This window comes from Couchioplanes caeruleus (genome assembly GCF_003751945.1).
Lineage (GTDB): Bacteria > Actinomycetota > Actinomycetes > Mycobacteriales > Micromonosporaceae > Actinoplanes > Actinoplanes caeruleus.
In genome coordinates, this window is record NZ_RJKL01000001.1 from 1,877,233 (window position 1) to 1,891,708 (window position 14,476).

13 protein-coding genes are annotated in these 14,476 nt (G+C 74.2%); 9 read left to right on the forward strand and 4 right to left on the reverse strand.

Annotated elements, in window-relative coordinates; genetic code table 11:
- Nucleotides 1-2 precede the first annotated feature (2 nt).
- Nucleotides 3-1,394, forward strand: a complete 1,392-nt coding sequence (locus EDD30_RS08110) for an outer membrane protein assembly factor BamB family protein (RefSeq protein ID WP_071806486.1) — start codon at nucleotides 3-5, stop codon at nucleotides 1,392-1,394.
- Nucleotides 1,395-1,457: 63 nt separating this feature from the next.
- Here EDD30_RS08110 and EDD30_RS08115 read toward each other — a convergent pair whose 3' ends face one another.
- From EDD30_RS08115 to EDD30_RS08125, 3 genes are all read right to left on the reverse strand, one after another.
- A complete protein-coding gene (locus tag EDD30_RS08115; protein WP_071806487.1) occupies nucleotides 1,458-1,742 on the reverse strand; it encodes a hypothetical protein in 285 nt (94 codons plus the stop codon).
- Nucleotides 1,742-2,089 (reverse strand): hypothetical protein, encoded by a 348-nt coding sequence (locus EDD30_RS40455; protein WP_244945163.1) that lies wholly within the window; start codon nucleotides 2,087-2,089, stop codon nucleotides 1,742-1,744. The genes EDD30_RS08115 and EDD30_RS40455 overlap by 1 nt, the downstream gene beginning before the upstream one ends.
- Before the next feature lie 103 nt (nucleotides 2,090-2,192).
- The gene (locus tag EDD30_RS08125; RefSeq protein WP_123678175.1) at nucleotides 2,193-3,986 is read right to left on the reverse strand and encodes an alpha/beta hydrolase; all 1,794 of its coding nucleotides are present in this window, start codon (nucleotides 3,984-3,986) and stop codon (nucleotides 2,193-2,195) included.
- A 140-nt stretch (nucleotides 3,987-4,126) separates the two neighbouring features.
- On the opposite strand from EDD30_RS08125, the gene EDD30_RS08130 reads away from it, so the two are divergent.
- Together EDD30_RS08130 and EDD30_RS08135 are read left to right on the forward strand one after the other, a co-directional pair.
- On the forward strand, nucleotides 4,127-5,290 hold the full coding sequence (locus EDD30_RS08130; RefSeq protein WP_084557899.1) for an MFS transporter: 1,164 nt from the start codon (nucleotides 4,127-4,129) through the stop codon (nucleotides 5,288-5,290).
- Entirely contained in the window at nucleotides 5,287-6,273 is a 987-nt protein-coding gene (locus EDD30_RS08135; protein ID WP_071809893.1) for a hypothetical protein, read from the forward strand. Before EDD30_RS08130 ends, EDD30_RS08135 begins: the two co-directional genes overlap by 4 nt.
- Here EDD30_RS08135 and EDD30_RS08140 read toward each other — a convergent pair.
- Entirely contained in the window at nucleotides 6,242-7,366 is a 1,125-nt protein-coding gene (locus EDD30_RS08140; protein ID WP_211278067.1) for an acyl-CoA dehydrogenase family protein, read from the reverse strand. The two genes, EDD30_RS08135 and EDD30_RS08140, sit on opposite strands and share 32 nt — an antisense overlap.
- A gap of 64 nt (nucleotides 7,367-7,430) precedes the next feature.
- On the opposite strand from EDD30_RS08140, the gene EDD30_RS08145 reads away from it, so the two are divergent.
- The 6 genes from EDD30_RS08145 (at nucleotide 7,431) to EDD30_RS08170 (ending at nucleotide 14,405) form a co-directional block, all read left to right on the forward strand.
- On the forward strand, nucleotides 7,431-9,035 hold the full coding sequence (locus tag EDD30_RS08145; protein WP_071809895.1) for a CoA transferase: 1,605 nt from the start codon (nucleotides 7,431-7,433) through the stop codon (nucleotides 9,033-9,035).
- Nucleotides 9,032-10,651, forward strand: coding sequence for a class I adenylate-forming enzyme family protein (locus EDD30_RS08150; protein ID WP_071809898.1), 1,620 nt, complete (start codon nucleotides 9,032-9,034; stop codon nucleotides 10,649-10,651). The genes EDD30_RS08145 and EDD30_RS08150 overlap by 4 nt, the downstream gene beginning before the upstream one ends.
- Nucleotides 10,648-11,289 carry a metal ABC transporter ATP-binding protein gene (locus tag EDD30_RS08155; protein WP_071809900.1) on the forward strand — a complete coding sequence of 214 codons (642 nt, stop codon included), beginning with the start codon at nucleotides 10,648-10,650 and terminating at the stop codon, nucleotides 11,287-11,289. Before EDD30_RS08150 ends, EDD30_RS08155 begins: the two co-directional genes overlap by 4 nt.
- Entirely contained in the window at nucleotides 11,286-12,170 is an 885-nt protein-coding gene (locus EDD30_RS08160; RefSeq protein WP_071809902.1) for a metal ABC transporter permease, read from the forward strand. The genes EDD30_RS08155 and EDD30_RS08160 overlap by 4 nt, the downstream gene beginning before the upstream one ends.
- Nucleotides 12,094-12,879, forward strand: coding sequence for a TroA family protein (locus EDD30_RS08165; RefSeq protein WP_071809914.1), 786 nt, complete (start codon nucleotides 12,094-12,096; stop codon nucleotides 12,877-12,879). The genes EDD30_RS08160 and EDD30_RS08165 overlap by 77 nt, the downstream gene beginning before the upstream one ends.
- Before the next feature lie 77 nt (nucleotides 12,880-12,956).
- Nucleotides 12,957-14,405, forward strand: coding sequence for a PepSY-associated TM helix domain-containing protein (locus EDD30_RS08170; protein WP_071809904.1), 1,449 nt, complete (start codon nucleotides 12,957-12,959; stop codon nucleotides 14,403-14,405).
- Nucleotides 14,406-14,476 lie beyond the last annotated feature (71 nt).

The following is a 14,476-nucleotide window of genomic DNA, read 5'->3' on the forward strand; positions in this document are numbered from 1 at the left end:
GGATGACCACCCCTTCCCCGCAGCCGTCGCCGCCCGGTCCGCCGGCCGGGTGGGCCGGGCCGTACGCTCCCCCGCCGGGTGCGATGCCCGCGCCCGCGCCCGCGTCCCCACCGGCGTGGCGGCCCGGCGCTCTCCTCGTGTCGCTCGCCCTGGTCGTGCTGCTGGCCATCGGCACCGGCACCGGCTGGGCGGTCTACCAGGCCGTCGTCAGCGACGGTGAGTCCACCGGCGGCCTCCGGGTCGCCTGGACCGCGCCCTACCCGGACGACAAGGGCGACTTCGACGACTTCAACACGCTCGGCGCCTGGCTGCTGGGGGACACCGTCGCCCGCGCCCAGGGGGACGGCGTGATCGGCTACCGGCTCGCCGACGGGGGGCGCGCCTGGGGCGTCCCCGCCCCGGAGGGCACGAGCCTGTGCGCGGCGACCCAGTTCCTGAGCGACGGCCGGGGTGCGGTCGCCTTCGGGACGAAGGGGACCTGCGACACCGTCGCCGGCCTGGACGCCAGGAGCGGCAAGCTGACCTGGCGGGTCAAGGTGCCGGCGGAGAAGAGCGACCGGCCCTCCATGATCATCGCGCCGCGCCTGTTCGCGTCGAAGGGCGTCGTCGTGGTCCACACCGCCGGGCGGGTGCTCGCATACGGTGTCTCCGACGGTCGGCAGAAGTGGCAGCGCACGGCAGGCGACTGCTCTTTCAACGACGTGCGCGCCACGGAGACCGTGGTGGCGATCGTGGTCGGCTGCGCCCTCGGCGGCGGGCGCATCCTGACGCTCGACCCGGCGAGCGGCAAGACCCGTGTGGACAAGGCGCTGCCGAAGTCGCAGCAGGCGCCGGGCTATCTGCTGTCGGCGAAGCCCATGATCACCGGTCCCGGCATCGGCGTCGAGGAGTACCTCGTGTTCGACGACCGCGGCACGGTGACCGGGCGCTTCGCCGAGAAGATCGACGGCGCCGAGCTGGCGACCACCTCGATCAACGAGACGCTGTCCGTACGCGGCCTGGAGATCCGTCCGTACGCCCTCCATGCCGGCACCGTCTACCTGCCGGCCAGGGTCGAGTCCGGGGCGGGGCCGTCGAAGGAGAGGGTGGCCGCCGTCGACCTCGGCACCGGCAAGCTCCGATGGGTGTCCAGCGACGACGGCGACGGGCGGCCCGCCATCATCCGCGCGGACGACACGGGCCTGCTCCTGTGGCATCCCAACCGCCGATCGAGCCGGCCACAGCTGGTGCGCCTGGCGGCGGACACCGGCAAGGCCACGGTGGTCGCCGAGGGGCCGCGGTCGGTCGCCGCGGAGGGCGACACGTCGCAGGTCTTCGAGCGGGACGGCATGCTGGTGATCGTGGCGTGGAGGTCCGCCGGAGCCGACTCGTCGATCACCGTGCTGCGCCCCTGAAGGGGGGTACGCGCTCGGTTCGGCCGGTCGGCCCGAAATACGATCCCGGTACGGGAGGCCTTTCTAGGTGGCGTTCTTCACCGCGATGTCGATGGCCCGATGCAGGTCGGCACGCCGGATGGTGATCAGCTCGTCGGCGTCGTTGTCCAAGTAGTCCTCGACGACCTCGCGGATCACCTCGTTGGGGCTGATGCCCCGGCTCTGCGCCAGGGTGACCAGGCGCTCGGTGATCTCATACGACATCGAGACCGCATGCACGACGGCGGCGGGACGGTGGCCGTTGTCCCGGTGTGCCGTGCTCCAGTCCCGGTCGTTCAGGGACGCCGCCGCGTCCTCGAATCTGCTCATCAGTCCCCCTTGATCCGGGCGATCGCCTCGATCTCCTCATCGTCCAGGTACCGGGCCGAGGCGACGGTGTAGACGTCATCGCTGTCCTCGATGAGTGCCACGACGAGCCAGTCTCCCTTGCGATCCTGCCCGGCGACTTGCATGGCCGACCCGATGTGGCGGCGTACCACCCCGTGAGCGTGCAGCACCTCCATCACCGACAACGGGCTCATCCGGGCGGTGAGCAGGTTGTCGTAGGTTTCGTCGGTGAATACGTAGGCTTCGTACGGCTCCGTCTCAGCAGAATCATCGAACAGCTGCAACCCCTCCGATCCCCTGTGACGGTGTTCGGACACCGAGATGCCCACCCTAGGGACCATGTGTTACGGACCGTATGCCAAAAATGACATTCCGTCGCACCGTACCATCCATCCGCGTCGATGAGGCGGATGGATGGCACCGACAGGGCGGTCAGCGGCCGTTCATGGGGAGCACCGAGGCCGGATAGAGGCCCGCGACCGGCGGCAGGGACTTGGTCTCCCCCGCAGTCGAGGCGGCCGCCACCCGGATGGTGGTCGAGGTCTCCACCGCGCCCTTGGTGTTACGCCCGAAGGGCTGCATCGACGAGCGGCACAGCGTGCCGGCCGCGGGCAAGGTGCCATTCAGCAGGTAGGTGTCGACGGCGCGGGTGACGCAGGTCGAGGTGCCGTAGGCGGTGTGGCCCCAGTTGTCGCTGGACAGCAGCCGGCTGCCGGGCAGCCGCCGCGACGCCGACACCGCCTCGCGGTAGTTGGTCGCGGGGTCCCAGTAGTTGCCGACGAACAGCACCGGCGCGGCGGTCTTGCGGTCGAACGGGCCCAGGTACGCGTCCTCGTCGCGGACGGTCCAGGTGTCCTCGGCGCAGGCGGCGCTGCCCCAGCCCCAGGCCCGGCCGAAGTACGGCGCGCGGACGTCGGCGCGGGCGGTCAGGACCGGCCATCGCGCGGCGTCGGCCGGGTGCCGGGCGTCGGTGCACATCACGCCGGCGAACGCCTCGGCGGTGTTGTCGTACGGGAAGTCCCGCTTCGGGGACCGCAGCCGGTCCATCCGGTCCCGGACGGCCTCCCGCGCCAGCGCGCGTTGCTTCGCGCTGACCTGCCCCGGCGCGGCCAACAGGGTCTCCACGGAGGCCGCGATCCCGGTGACCATCTCACCGGCGTACGGGCTGTAGAGGCTACTCAGCACCAGGCTGATGAAGTCGGCGTAGGTGACCTTGAGGCTGCCGCCGTCGTACCTGAGGACCAGCGGCTTCGCCCGCAGCTTGCGGGCGATGGCGGCGAAGTGCTTCACGGGATCGCCCGCCGAGAACTCGCAGCCCCGGGCACCGACCCGGTCGCAGCGCCCGAGCAGCTTGATCAACGCCCGGTAGGCGCCGTCCGCGGAACGCAGCCGGTCGTCCAGGAGCTTGTCCTGCGTCTCGGGCGTGCCGGTCCAGGAGACGGGGTCGATGACGCCGTCGAGGGCGAGGGCGCGGACCCGGTCGGGGAACATGTTGGCGTAGTACTGCCCGAGCGCCGTGCCGTAGCTGAAGCCCAGGAAGGTCAGCTTGGTGTCGCCGACCGAGCGGCGCAGCACGTCCATGTCGCGGGCCACCTCGGCGGTGGACATCGCCCCGGCCAGCGTCGCCCCGGTGGTGGAGCAGCCCCGGCCGATCGACTGGACGGACTTGACGAAGGCGCCCTCCTGCAGCGTGCCGTACGGGAAGAGCATCCTCATCTTCGCCATCACGATGCTCTGCGCGCGCGTGGAGGGGAAGCAGGCGACGGTGTCGCTGAAGCCGATGCCGCGAGGGTCGAACCCGACGATGTCGAACCGGTCGAGGATGCTGTCCCCGAGGAACATCGACGACGCCGCCGCCATGGCGGTGCCGGATCCGCCGGGGCCGCCGGGGTTGACGAAGAGGCTGCCGATCCGGCTCTGCGGCTTGCGGGCCTTCACCCGCAGCAGGGCGATCTCCACCGTGGGACCGGTGGGGTCGTCGTAGTCCAACGGCACCGCGACCGTGGCGCACTGGCCGACGCCGTAGCAGTTGTACCAGGCCGGCTCCGACACCGGCACGCGGTCGACCCGCGCGGCCTCCTCCGGGCTCGTCACGTCGCCGGCGGCTGCCGCCGCCACGCGAGGGGCCGCCGGTGCCGCCGAGGCGGCCGGGGCCGGCGCGAAGAGCGTCCCGGTGATCATCAGGGCCGCCACCCCCGACACCGACAGACGACTGGTGAGCGACATTGCAAGCGCCTCCTGGCGGCTCGGCCCTGATTCCGTCGGCTGTCCTTCGGCACCGGACCGCGGTACTTGACGATCGGTCCGGGCGGAACTTTCCGGCGTACCCGAACGACTGCTGGTTGGGGGTCGGAGGGAGGACCGGAATGACCGGAAGCCGGGGTTCGGCAGGCACCGTGGTGGCGACTGCGGCGATGGCCGCCTCGATGCTCGTGCTGTACGCGACGAGCGCCCTCGCGCCGCTGTTCGCCGACGACCTGCGCCTGGACCGTGCGGCCGTCGGCCTGTTGATCACGACGACGTTCGCCGTCGCGGCCGCGGTGTCGCTGGTCGCCGGCCGCGTCGTCGACCTGGCCGGCCCGCGCCGGTCGTTGCTCGTGCTGGCGGCGGCGGTCGCCGTGGCGCTGGTCGCGGCCTCCTTCGCGCCGGGGTACGCCTGGCTGCTGGCGGCCCTGGCCGTCGCGGGCATGGCGCAGGCGCTGGCCAATCCCGCGACCAACGTGCTGGTCGCGGCCGTGGTGCCCGGGCCGCACCGCGGCACCGCGATCGGGATCAAGCAGTCCGGCGTGCAGCTCGCGGCGTTCGCCGCCGGTGTCGTGCTGCCGGTGCTCGGCGCCGCCGTGGGCTGGCAGGCCGCGCTGCGCTGGTCGGCGGTCGTGCCGCTGGGTCTGCTGATCACGGTGATGTGGCTGGTGCCGCGCGACAAGCGCCCCGCCGGCGGCGGCTCGTGGTGGCGGTGGTCCAGGCCGTCGCCGTGGCTGGCCCGGCTGATGGGCTACTCGCTGCTGCTCGGTACGGGCCTGGCCGCGGTCAACACCTATCTTCCGCTCTACGCCGCTCAGGGGCTGAGCCTCGGCGCCGGGGCCGCCGGGGCCGTGCTGGCCGTCTTCGGCGTCTCCGGCCTGGTGGCCCGGATCGGCTGGGCCCGGGTGGCGGACGGGATGGCCGACGTGACGGCGGCACTGCGTTGGCTGTCGCTGGCGGCGGCCGGGTTCGCGGTTCTGGTGTGCCTGGCGGCGCCGGTCTGGACCCCGCTGATCTGGCTCGGCACGGTGGGCGTCGGCGGGTCGGCGACGGCGGCGAACGCGGTGTCGATGCTCGCGGTGGTACGCCGGGGCGGCGCCACGGGGCACGCGTCCGGCCTGGTGTCGCTGGGGTTCTTCACGGGGTTCGTGCTCGGCCCGACGCTGTTCGGCCTGCTCGCCGACGCCGGCGGCTACGGCCCGGCGTGGCTCGCCGTCGCGGCGGTGTTCCTCGCCTCCGCGGGAGTTGCGCTGCGGGTGAGCGACCGCCGTGCGGTTCCCGCGTGACAGCGGCGTGGGCCTGGGACGCGCTCCAGGCCCGGACGGCGGCGATCGAGGCCGCGGTGGGCGACCGCTTCCCGCTCCACGCGGGGGACGAGGGCTGGACGACGACCCGGCGCGGCTCCTGGACCGGCGGGTTCTGGGCCGGGCTGCTGTGGCTGCGCGCCGCGGCGCTCGGCCGGCCGCGGGACCTCGAGATCGCCCGGCGCTGGACGGCCCGGCTGCCGCCCCGCGCCGCGGACGACACGGACACGCGGGCGATGACGTTCTGGTACGGCGCCGGGCTCGGCCACCGCTGGTGCGGCGAGGCCGAGGCGGGCGAGATCGCCGCCGCCGGCGCCCGGGCGGTGGCCGCCTCGGCCCTGCCCGGCTCCGGCCTCATCCCGGTCGGTACGGCCTTCGGGCGCGCGGGGGCGGCGCGCGCCGGGGTGGACGCGCTCGCCGCCGTCGTGGCCCTGCTGGAGGAGACGGGCCGGCACGCGGCCGCCGTGCGCCACGTGGACGCCCTCGTGCCGCTGCTCGTCGACGACCGGGGCGAGGTCCGGCCGCACGCGGACCTGACCGGGTCGGCGCCCCCGGCGGTCGACGGGCTCTGGTCCCGCGGCCAGGCCTGGGGCGTGCTGGGCCTCGCCGTCGCGGCCGACCGGCTCGGCGGCCGGCACCGGGCCGTCGCCGAGCGGGTCGCCGAGCGCTGGCTGAGCCTGGCCGGGCACGGGGTGCCGCCCGCGGCGTTCGGCACGGCCGCTTCCGTCGATACATCGGCCGCGGTGATCGCCGCCGCCGGGCTGTGGACGCTCGGCGACCACGCGGCCGCCGGGGCGATCATCGACACCGTCGTCGCCGGCCATCTCCGCCCGGACGGCGTGCTGACCGGCGGCTGCTACGACCTCGCCGCCGGGGTGGCGTGCGCGCACGAGCTGATCTGGGGCACCTACTTCCTGACCGCGGCGATCGCGGTCAGGACGGGACGGCTGCCGCGGGGCTGGTGAGCAGGCGGCGCGCCACGGCGGAGATGTGCGACTCGTCGGGTCCGTCGAGGATGCGGGCCGCGCGCGCACCGCGGTGCAACATGGCCAGCGGCGTGTCGTCGGTGAGGCCCTCGGCGCCGTACACCTGGATCGCCCGGTCGACGACGGTTCCGTAGGCCCGGGCGGTGACCACCTTCGCCGTGGCGACGGCGTTCTTGACCCCGGTGCCCTCGGTCAGGGCGGCGACGGCGGCGCGGGTGAGGGCCTCGGCGGCGGCGAGCTCGGCGTGGCTGTCGAAGACGTACTGATGCAGCAGCTCGCGATCGGCCAGCGGCCGCCCGCGCACGACGCGGCCGCGCATCCGCGCCACCATCAGGTCGAAGGCCCGCCGGGCCTGCCCTAGCCAGCGCAGGCAGCGCAGAGTGCGGCCGAGCGCCAGCCGTTCACCGGCGATGGCCAGGCCCTCGCCCGGAGCACCGAGCAACTGTTCGGCGCCCACGCGGACGCCGTCGAGCGCCAGCTCGTACTGTCCACCGGCGCCGAGGACCGGCACCTCCCGGACGATCCGCAGGCCCCCGGCGCCGGCCGGCACGACGATCAGCGAGATGCCGCCGTCCTCGGTGCGGCAGGCCACGGTGGTGAAGGCGGCGTGCGTGGCCCTGCTGGTGAACCACTTGCGCCCGGTCAGCACGTACGCGTCCCCGTCGCGGACGGCGGTGGTGGTCAGCCCGGACGGATCGGAGCCGGCCTGTCCGGGCTCGGTCATGGCGAAGCTCGGTGACGCGTCTCCGGCGACCATCGCCCGCACGTACCGTTCCCGGATGGCCGGGCTGCCGTACCGGTCCAGCATGGTGGTGTCGAGGAGGAGATCCGAGCCGCAGACGGCCGGCCCCGCGTCGCTGTGTCCCTCCACGATGGCCACGTCGGCGTAGTCCGCGAGCGCCATCCCCTGCCCGCCCAGGGCGACCGGGAGTGGTAACCCCCACAGCCCGGCGGCCCGGGCCCGCTCCTGAGCCCGGCGCAGGGCCGCGGCGTCGCCTGCCATCAGGGACTTCTCGGCGGGCACGACGTGCGCGCCGATGAACGCCCGCATTCGCTCGGTCAGTGCGTCCACGATGGATCTCCTCCGGGTGACATCTTCCGGGAACCGTAGCGGGCCGGCTTCCGACCCTCTAACCGTGGACACGACACAGCACCCGGGGGCCACCGCCGGGATCGGCGCGTTCGACGAGGTGAGCGCTCAGGCGGCGTACGGGCTGATGGCCGTGCACGGCCGCGCCACCGGCCGCCCGCAACGCATCGGCGTCGACTATCTGACCGCCGCGACCCTGATCGTCGCCGCCCAGGGAACCCTCGCCGCCAAGCTGTCCGGCCTGCGGGGACGCCCGGTCGCACACGTCTCGGTCGACCCGGCCTCGGTCGCCCTGCTGACCGTCTCGCAGTATCTCGCCGCGGCGACCGCGGCCGACCCCGAGCACACGGAACGGTTCGAGGAGCCGGGCACGCCACCGCCGTTCTGCACGATCGACGGGATCCGCGTCGAACTGGAGACGCTCGACCCCGAGCCGTGGTGGACACTGTGGACCGGGCTGCAGGTGGCGCCCCGGCTGGTCGACGCCGGGTGGCGCGCCTTCGTGACCCGCTATGCGACCGCGGCCGCGCCGCTTCCGCCCGAGCTGCACGAGGCCGTCGCGGGGCTGACGTACGCCGACCTGGTGCGCGCGGCCCGGGCGTCCGGCGTCGCGGTGCAGCCGGTGCGCTCGCACGCGCAACGGCTGACCGATCCCGACGTCGGCGACGATCCCTGGTCGATCAGCGTCACCACCGACGCGGTACGGCCCGCCGCGGCGGCGCACCCCGGCGGCCTGCCGCTGGCGGGCCTGACCGTGGTGGAGGCCGGGCGGCGCATCCAGGGCCCGCTCGCCGCGCACCTGCTGGGCCTGCTCGGCGCCCGGGTGATCCGGGTCGAGCCGGCCGGCGGCGATCCGCTGCGCGGCATGCCGCCCATGGTGGACGACTGCTCGGCGCGGTTCCTCGCCCTCAACCGGGGCAAGCGGGTCGTGACGGCCCGCCTGCGCACCAGGGCAGGTCAGGACGCGGTCCGCGAGCTGGCCGCCGAAGCCGACGTGTTCCTGCACAACTGGGCGCCGGGCAAGGCCGCCGCCTTCGGCCTCGACAGCGCGGACCTGGCGAAGGTCAACCCCGCTCTGGTGTACGCGTACGCGTCCGGCTGGGGCGACGCGCGCGGTCCCGGCGCGCCACCCGGCACCGACTTCACCGTGCAGGCGTACGCCGGGCTCGGCGAGTATCTGCGCCCCCGCGACGAGCCGCGCGCAGGATCGCTGATGACGCTGCTCGACGTGCTCGGCGGGCTGGTCGCGGCCGAAGGCGTGCTCGCCGCGCTGGTCGCCCGGCACATCGACGGACGCGGCCGCCGGGTGGACAGCAGCCTGCTCTCCGCCTCCGGGGTCCTGCAGACTCCCACGCTGAGCGGGCGGCGGCCGGCCCGACCGGCATGGGGACCGCTCGGCGCCCCCGTGGCGACCCGCGACGGATACGTGGTGGCGCCGCGGACGCCCGCCGGATACGACGATCCCGCGCTGCCGGTGGCCCTCGCACAGGTGAGCACCGACGAGGCGCTCCGCGCGCTGCACGCCGACGGTGTGCCCGCCGTCCGCGTCCGCACCGACCTGGCCGAGCTGGCCGCCGATCCCGCCGTACGTCCGCTGCTCGACATCGACGGCTGCGCCTTCGTCCGCGCGCCCTGGAGGTTCCTGCCATGACGGTGCTCGCCACGCACGATCTCGTTCCCGCCCCGCTACGCCGCTGGTGGGCACAGGCCGGGTACTACCCGGGCGAGGGGATCTACGCCTTGTTCGCGCGGCACGCCCGCGCCCATCCGCACCGCAGCGCGGTCATCGACGACGACGGGGAGATCAGCTACGCCGAGCTGGACGACCTGGCGCTGCGCCTGGCCGCCGGCCTGCGTGACCTCGGCCTGCGCCCCGGCGAGGTCGTCGCCACCCAGTTGCCCAGCGGCCGACAGTCCGTGGCGGTGGATCTGGCGGCGGCGGCGCTCGGTGCGGTGGTCCTGGCGTACCCGGTGGGCCGCGGTCGCCGCGACACGCTGGCGCTGCTGGTCCGCTCCCGGGCCGCGGTCGCGGTGGTGGCGGCCAAGGCGGGCGACGTCGCGTACGCCGACCAGCTCGACGCCCTGCGCGATCGGCTGCCGGACCTGCGGACGGTCGTCGTCGCGGGCGGATCCGGTCCAGACAGCCTGGAAGCGCTCGCCGCCGGGCGCCGCCTCGAGGCGCTGCCGCCGGTCGACGCGTCGGGACCGGCGCGGATCCTGGTCTCGTCCGGCTCCGAGGCCGCGCCCAAGATGATCGTCTACTCCCACGACGCGCTGACCGGGGGCCGGGGCGCGTTCATCGGGTCGCTGCACGACGGCGACCGGCCGATGCGCAACCTGTTCCTGGTGCCGCTCGGCTCGTCGTTCGGCTCCTCCGGGACCGCGGTGACGCTGGCCCGGCACGGCGGCACACTCATCGTGGCGGGCCGGTTCGAGACCGGCCGGGCCCTGGAGCTCATCGACCGGCACGAGCCCCACCTCGTCTTCGGCGTGGCGACGATGTTCGCGATGATGCTCGACCATCCACGCCTCGCCCGGACCGGCACGTCGTCGCTGCGGGCCATGGTGGCGGGCGGCTCCCGCATCGACCCGGCCACCGTCGCGGCGGTCCGCGAGCGGTTCGGCTGCGCGGTCGTCAACTGCTACGGCTCCGCCGACGGCGTCAACTGCACCACCGACCCGGCCGAGCCGCCCAGGGAGATCCACGAGGCGGTGGGCCGCCCGAACAGCGCCGTGGCGGCGATCCGCATCGTCGGCGAGAACGGTCGCGACGTGCCCGCCGGTGAGGTCGGCGAGATCTGGGGGCTGGGGCCGATGAGTCCCCTGTGCTACGTCGACCCGGAATTCGACGGCCGCTACCGTACGGACGGCGGCTGGGCCCGTACCGGCGACCTCGGCCGCATCGACGAGCACGGCTACCTGCACGTGGTGGGCCGCCGCAACGAGATCGTCATCCGGGGCGGGCGCAACCTGTCGCCGGTCGAGGTCGAGCTGCTGCTGGCCCAGCATCCGGCCGTACGCCAGGTCGCCTGCGTGGGCGTGCCGGACCGGCTGATGGGCGAGCGGATGGGCGCCTGCATCGCCGTCCGGGAGGGTGCCGAACCGCCCACCCTGACCACGCTCGCCGCCTACCTCAGCGGCGTGCACGGGCTCGAGACGGCGAAGCTCCCCGAGCGGCTCGCGGTCCTCGGCGAGCTGCCGCTGACCGCGGCCGGAAAGATCGACAAGCGGTGGCTGCGCGAACACCTCGCCGGATCCGCGACGTGACCGGCGCCGCCGTCCTCTTCACCGGCGTCACCTGCCGGTACGGCCGCCGCACCGCCGTGACGGCGGTGAACCTGGACGTGGCTGCCGGGGAGCGGGTCGCGCTGACCGGCGCCAACGGCTCGGGCAAGACCACGCTGCTGCGGACCGCCCTGGGACTGCACCCGCTGGCGGCGGGATCCGTCACGGTCGACGGCACCACGGCCACCACCGCCGCGCAGTGGACCGATCGCCGACGTCGGATCGCCTGGATGCCGCAGCGGCTCACCGCGGGCCGGTTTCCGCTGCTGGTCGGCGAGCTGCTGCGCAGCGGCGGGCACCCCGAGGCCGCCGACGAGGCGGCCGGCCGGCTCGGCGTGGGCGGGCTGCGGCACCGGGCGCTGCACGCACTCTCCGGCGGTCAGCTCCAGCGGGTGTTCCTGGCCCGCGCCCTCGGTGCGGTGGCGGCGGGAGCAAGCGTCCTGTTCGCCGACGAGCCGACCGCCGCGCTGGACTTCGCCGGGCAGGAGCAGGTGGCAGGCATGATCGCCGCCCTGCCGGTCACCGTGGTCGTGGTCTCCCACGACCGGGCCATGACCGGCGCCTGCGACCGGGTCGCCGAGATGGCCGCCGGCCGCCTGCGGGTGATCCGGGCGTCGTGAACCAGATCCTCGACCTGCTCACCCTGCCGGCGGTGCAGCGCTCCGCGATCGGGCTGGCCGTCGCCGCGATCGGCCTGCCGATCGTCGGCGTGTTCATCATCGGGCTCGACATCATCGCCGTCCGCTTCGCCGTCATGCACGTCGCCCTGCTCGGCATCGCGCTCGGCCTGCTCACCGGGCTCGACCCGACGCTGTGCGGGCTGCTGGCCTGCGCGCTGGCCGGTGCCGGCGTCGCACCGCTGGCGCGGCGGCCCGCGGGCCTGTCCGGCGCCATGGGCCTGCTGATGACCTTCGCGATCGCCGGGGCGCTACTGGTGCTCTCCGCCTCCGGCGTCAACGCCAACGGCGCGTTCGAGCTGCTCTGGGGCTCGATCCTGGCCACCCGCACGGTCGACCTGATCATCCTGGCCGTACTGACCGTGGCGGTGCACGTGCTGTTCTGGCGGCATCGCCGGCAGCTCACGCTGCTGCTCTTCGACCGTGAGCTCGCCCTGTGCTCCGGCGTCGCGGCCGGGCCGCTGATGCTGGCCCTGCTCGTCGTCGTGGCGGTCGCCATCGGCGCCTCCATCAGCCTCACCGGCGCCCTGCTGGTCGACGCGCTCACCATCCTGCCCGCCCTGGCCGCCCGCAACCTGGGCCGCTCGCTGACCTCGATGGTCGCGCTCGCGATCGGTTTCGGCGTGGTCGGCAACGCGGCCGGCCTCGCCGCGGCGCTGGCCTTCGACCAACCGCCGGGTCCCGTGCTGGTGCTGACGGCCGGCGTCCTGACCCTGCTCACCTATCTGATTCCCGAAGGAGCTCTCGATGCGATCATTCCGGGCCGTCGCGCTGGCGGCGCTGGCGCTGATGTCGTTGTCCGCGACCGGCTGCACCAGCACTGACACGCGGACACCCGCCGCGGCCGCCCCGGTGACGGCCGGGCCGAAGGTCGTCGCCTCGACCACCTGGGCCGGCGCCCTCGCGAAGGCCGCCGGCGCCCGCGACATCACCGTCATCGCCCCGCCGAGCGTGCAGCACCCGCCGGACTACGACCCCAGGCCCAGCGACCTGACCGCCGTCGCCGGCGCGACCCACGTGCTGTACGCCGAGTTCGACGGCTTCGCCGCCAAGCTGAAGGAGGCGGCCGGGGGCGACGGCAAGCTGGTGACCGTCGCGCTCGAGAACACCCCGGCGAGGATCCGGTCGGAGGTGACCCGCCTGGCCGCGATGTTCGGCACCCAGGCCGCGGCCGGGACCTGGCTGACCTCGTTCGACGCCGAGTACGCGAAGCTGTCCGGCGGTGTGCAGGCCGCCCGGCCGAGCCCGGCACCCACGGCGGTCACGCATGCCTTCCTGGGCTACTGGGCCGACTTCGCGGGTCTGAAGGTCACCGGCAGTTACGGCCCCCAACCGGTCAGCGCCGGGCAGTTGTCCGCCCTGACCGCCACCGAGCCCGGCCTCGTCCTGGCCAACGCCCATCTGCCGAGCGGCAACCCCGAAATCTCCGGCGCCACCCGCGTCGACCTCGTCAACTACCCCGAGGAGGACCTCGACCTGCTGGGCGTCTTCCGCGCCAACGCCGCGTCGCTCACCACCGCGCTGCGGGGCTGAGAACCCGCGGGAACCAACCGTTGATCACGGACGACCAACGCTGCAGTCCCTCGCAGCCGATCGTGACCGGAGTTCCCATGACCACCACCGCACCACCCTCCGCCGCACCCCCGGCCGAACAGCGCCGGGTCCGGCCGGCGGGGGGCTTCGGTCCGCTCCTGCTGCGCCTGCACTTCTACGCCGGGGTCCTGGTCGCGCCGTTCCTGTTGGTCGCGGCGCTGACCGGACTGGCGTACGTCTTCGCGCCGCAGGCGGAACGGATCGTCTACGCCGACGAGCTCGTCGTCGCAGACCCGGGCGCCCAGCCGCGCCCACTCGGCGAGCAGATCGCCGCCGCCCGCGCCGCGCACCCCGAGGGCGCCCTGATCACGGTACGGCCGGGCGACGGCGACGCCACCACGCAGATCGACTTCACCTCGCCGGAGCTTGACGAGGAACACCAGCACACGGTGTACGTGAACCCGTACACCGGCAAGGTCACGGGCCAGCTCACCACCTGGTGGGCCACCACCCCGCTGAAGACCTGGCTGGACGACCTGCACCGCAACCTGCATCTGGGCGACCTCGGACGGCACTACTCGGAGTTCGCCGCGAGCTGGCTGGGCGTGATCGCCCTGGGCGGCCTGATGCTGTGGTGGCGGCGTCAACGCGGCAACCGCACCGCCCGCAAGCTGCTGACCCCGGACCTGAGCGCGAAGAAGGGCGTGCGGCGTACCCGCGGCTGGCACGCCGCCACCGGGGTCTGGCTGACCGTCGGCCTGCTGGTCCTGTCCGCCACCGGCCTGACCTGGTCGCGCTACGCCGGGGACAACTTCAGCGTCGCGGTGGACGCCCTCAAGGGCAGTCGACCCTCGGTGTCCACCAGCCTCACCGGCGGCGCCGCGGAGACACCGGGCGGCCACCACGGCGGCGGCACCGGCACCGGCACTCCGGTGGTCGACCCCGCGGCGGCCGACGCGGTCATGAAGGTGGCCCGCGACAACGGCCTGTCCGGTCCCCTGGAGATCACCGTCCCCGAGGGCGCCGCCACGGCGTGGTCCGTCGGCCAGATCCGCAACGAGTGGCCGGTCGGGCGCGACGTCATCGCCGTCGACGCGGCCACCGGCAAGGTCGTGGACCGGGTCGACTTCGCCGACTGGCCACTGCTCGCCAAGCTGACCCGATGGGGCATCAACGCCCACATGGGCACCCTGTTCGGCCTCGTCAACCAGCTCCTGCTCGCCGCACTCGCCGTGGGCCTGATCTGCGTCATCGTGTGGGGTTACCGCATGTGGTGGCAGCGTCGCCCCACCCGCGCCGGCCGCCGGGCGCTCGCCGGGGCGCCGCCCGCGCGGGGGGCATGGCAGCAGCTTCCGGCCTGGGGGATCGTGGCCGGGGTGCCGCTGGTCCTCGCGCTGGGCTGGGCGCTACCGCTGTTCGGCATCCCGCTCGCGGCGTTCCTGCTCTTCGACATCGCGGCCGGCGCGATCCGCGGCCGCCGCCGGCCACCGCCGGTGCCGGTCTCTCCCGCCCCCGCCGGCAGGTAGGGAACGCACTTCAGGCCGGCTTCAGGCCGGCCTCAGGCGGGCCACGGGACTCCTCGGCAAGGTGTGACGCT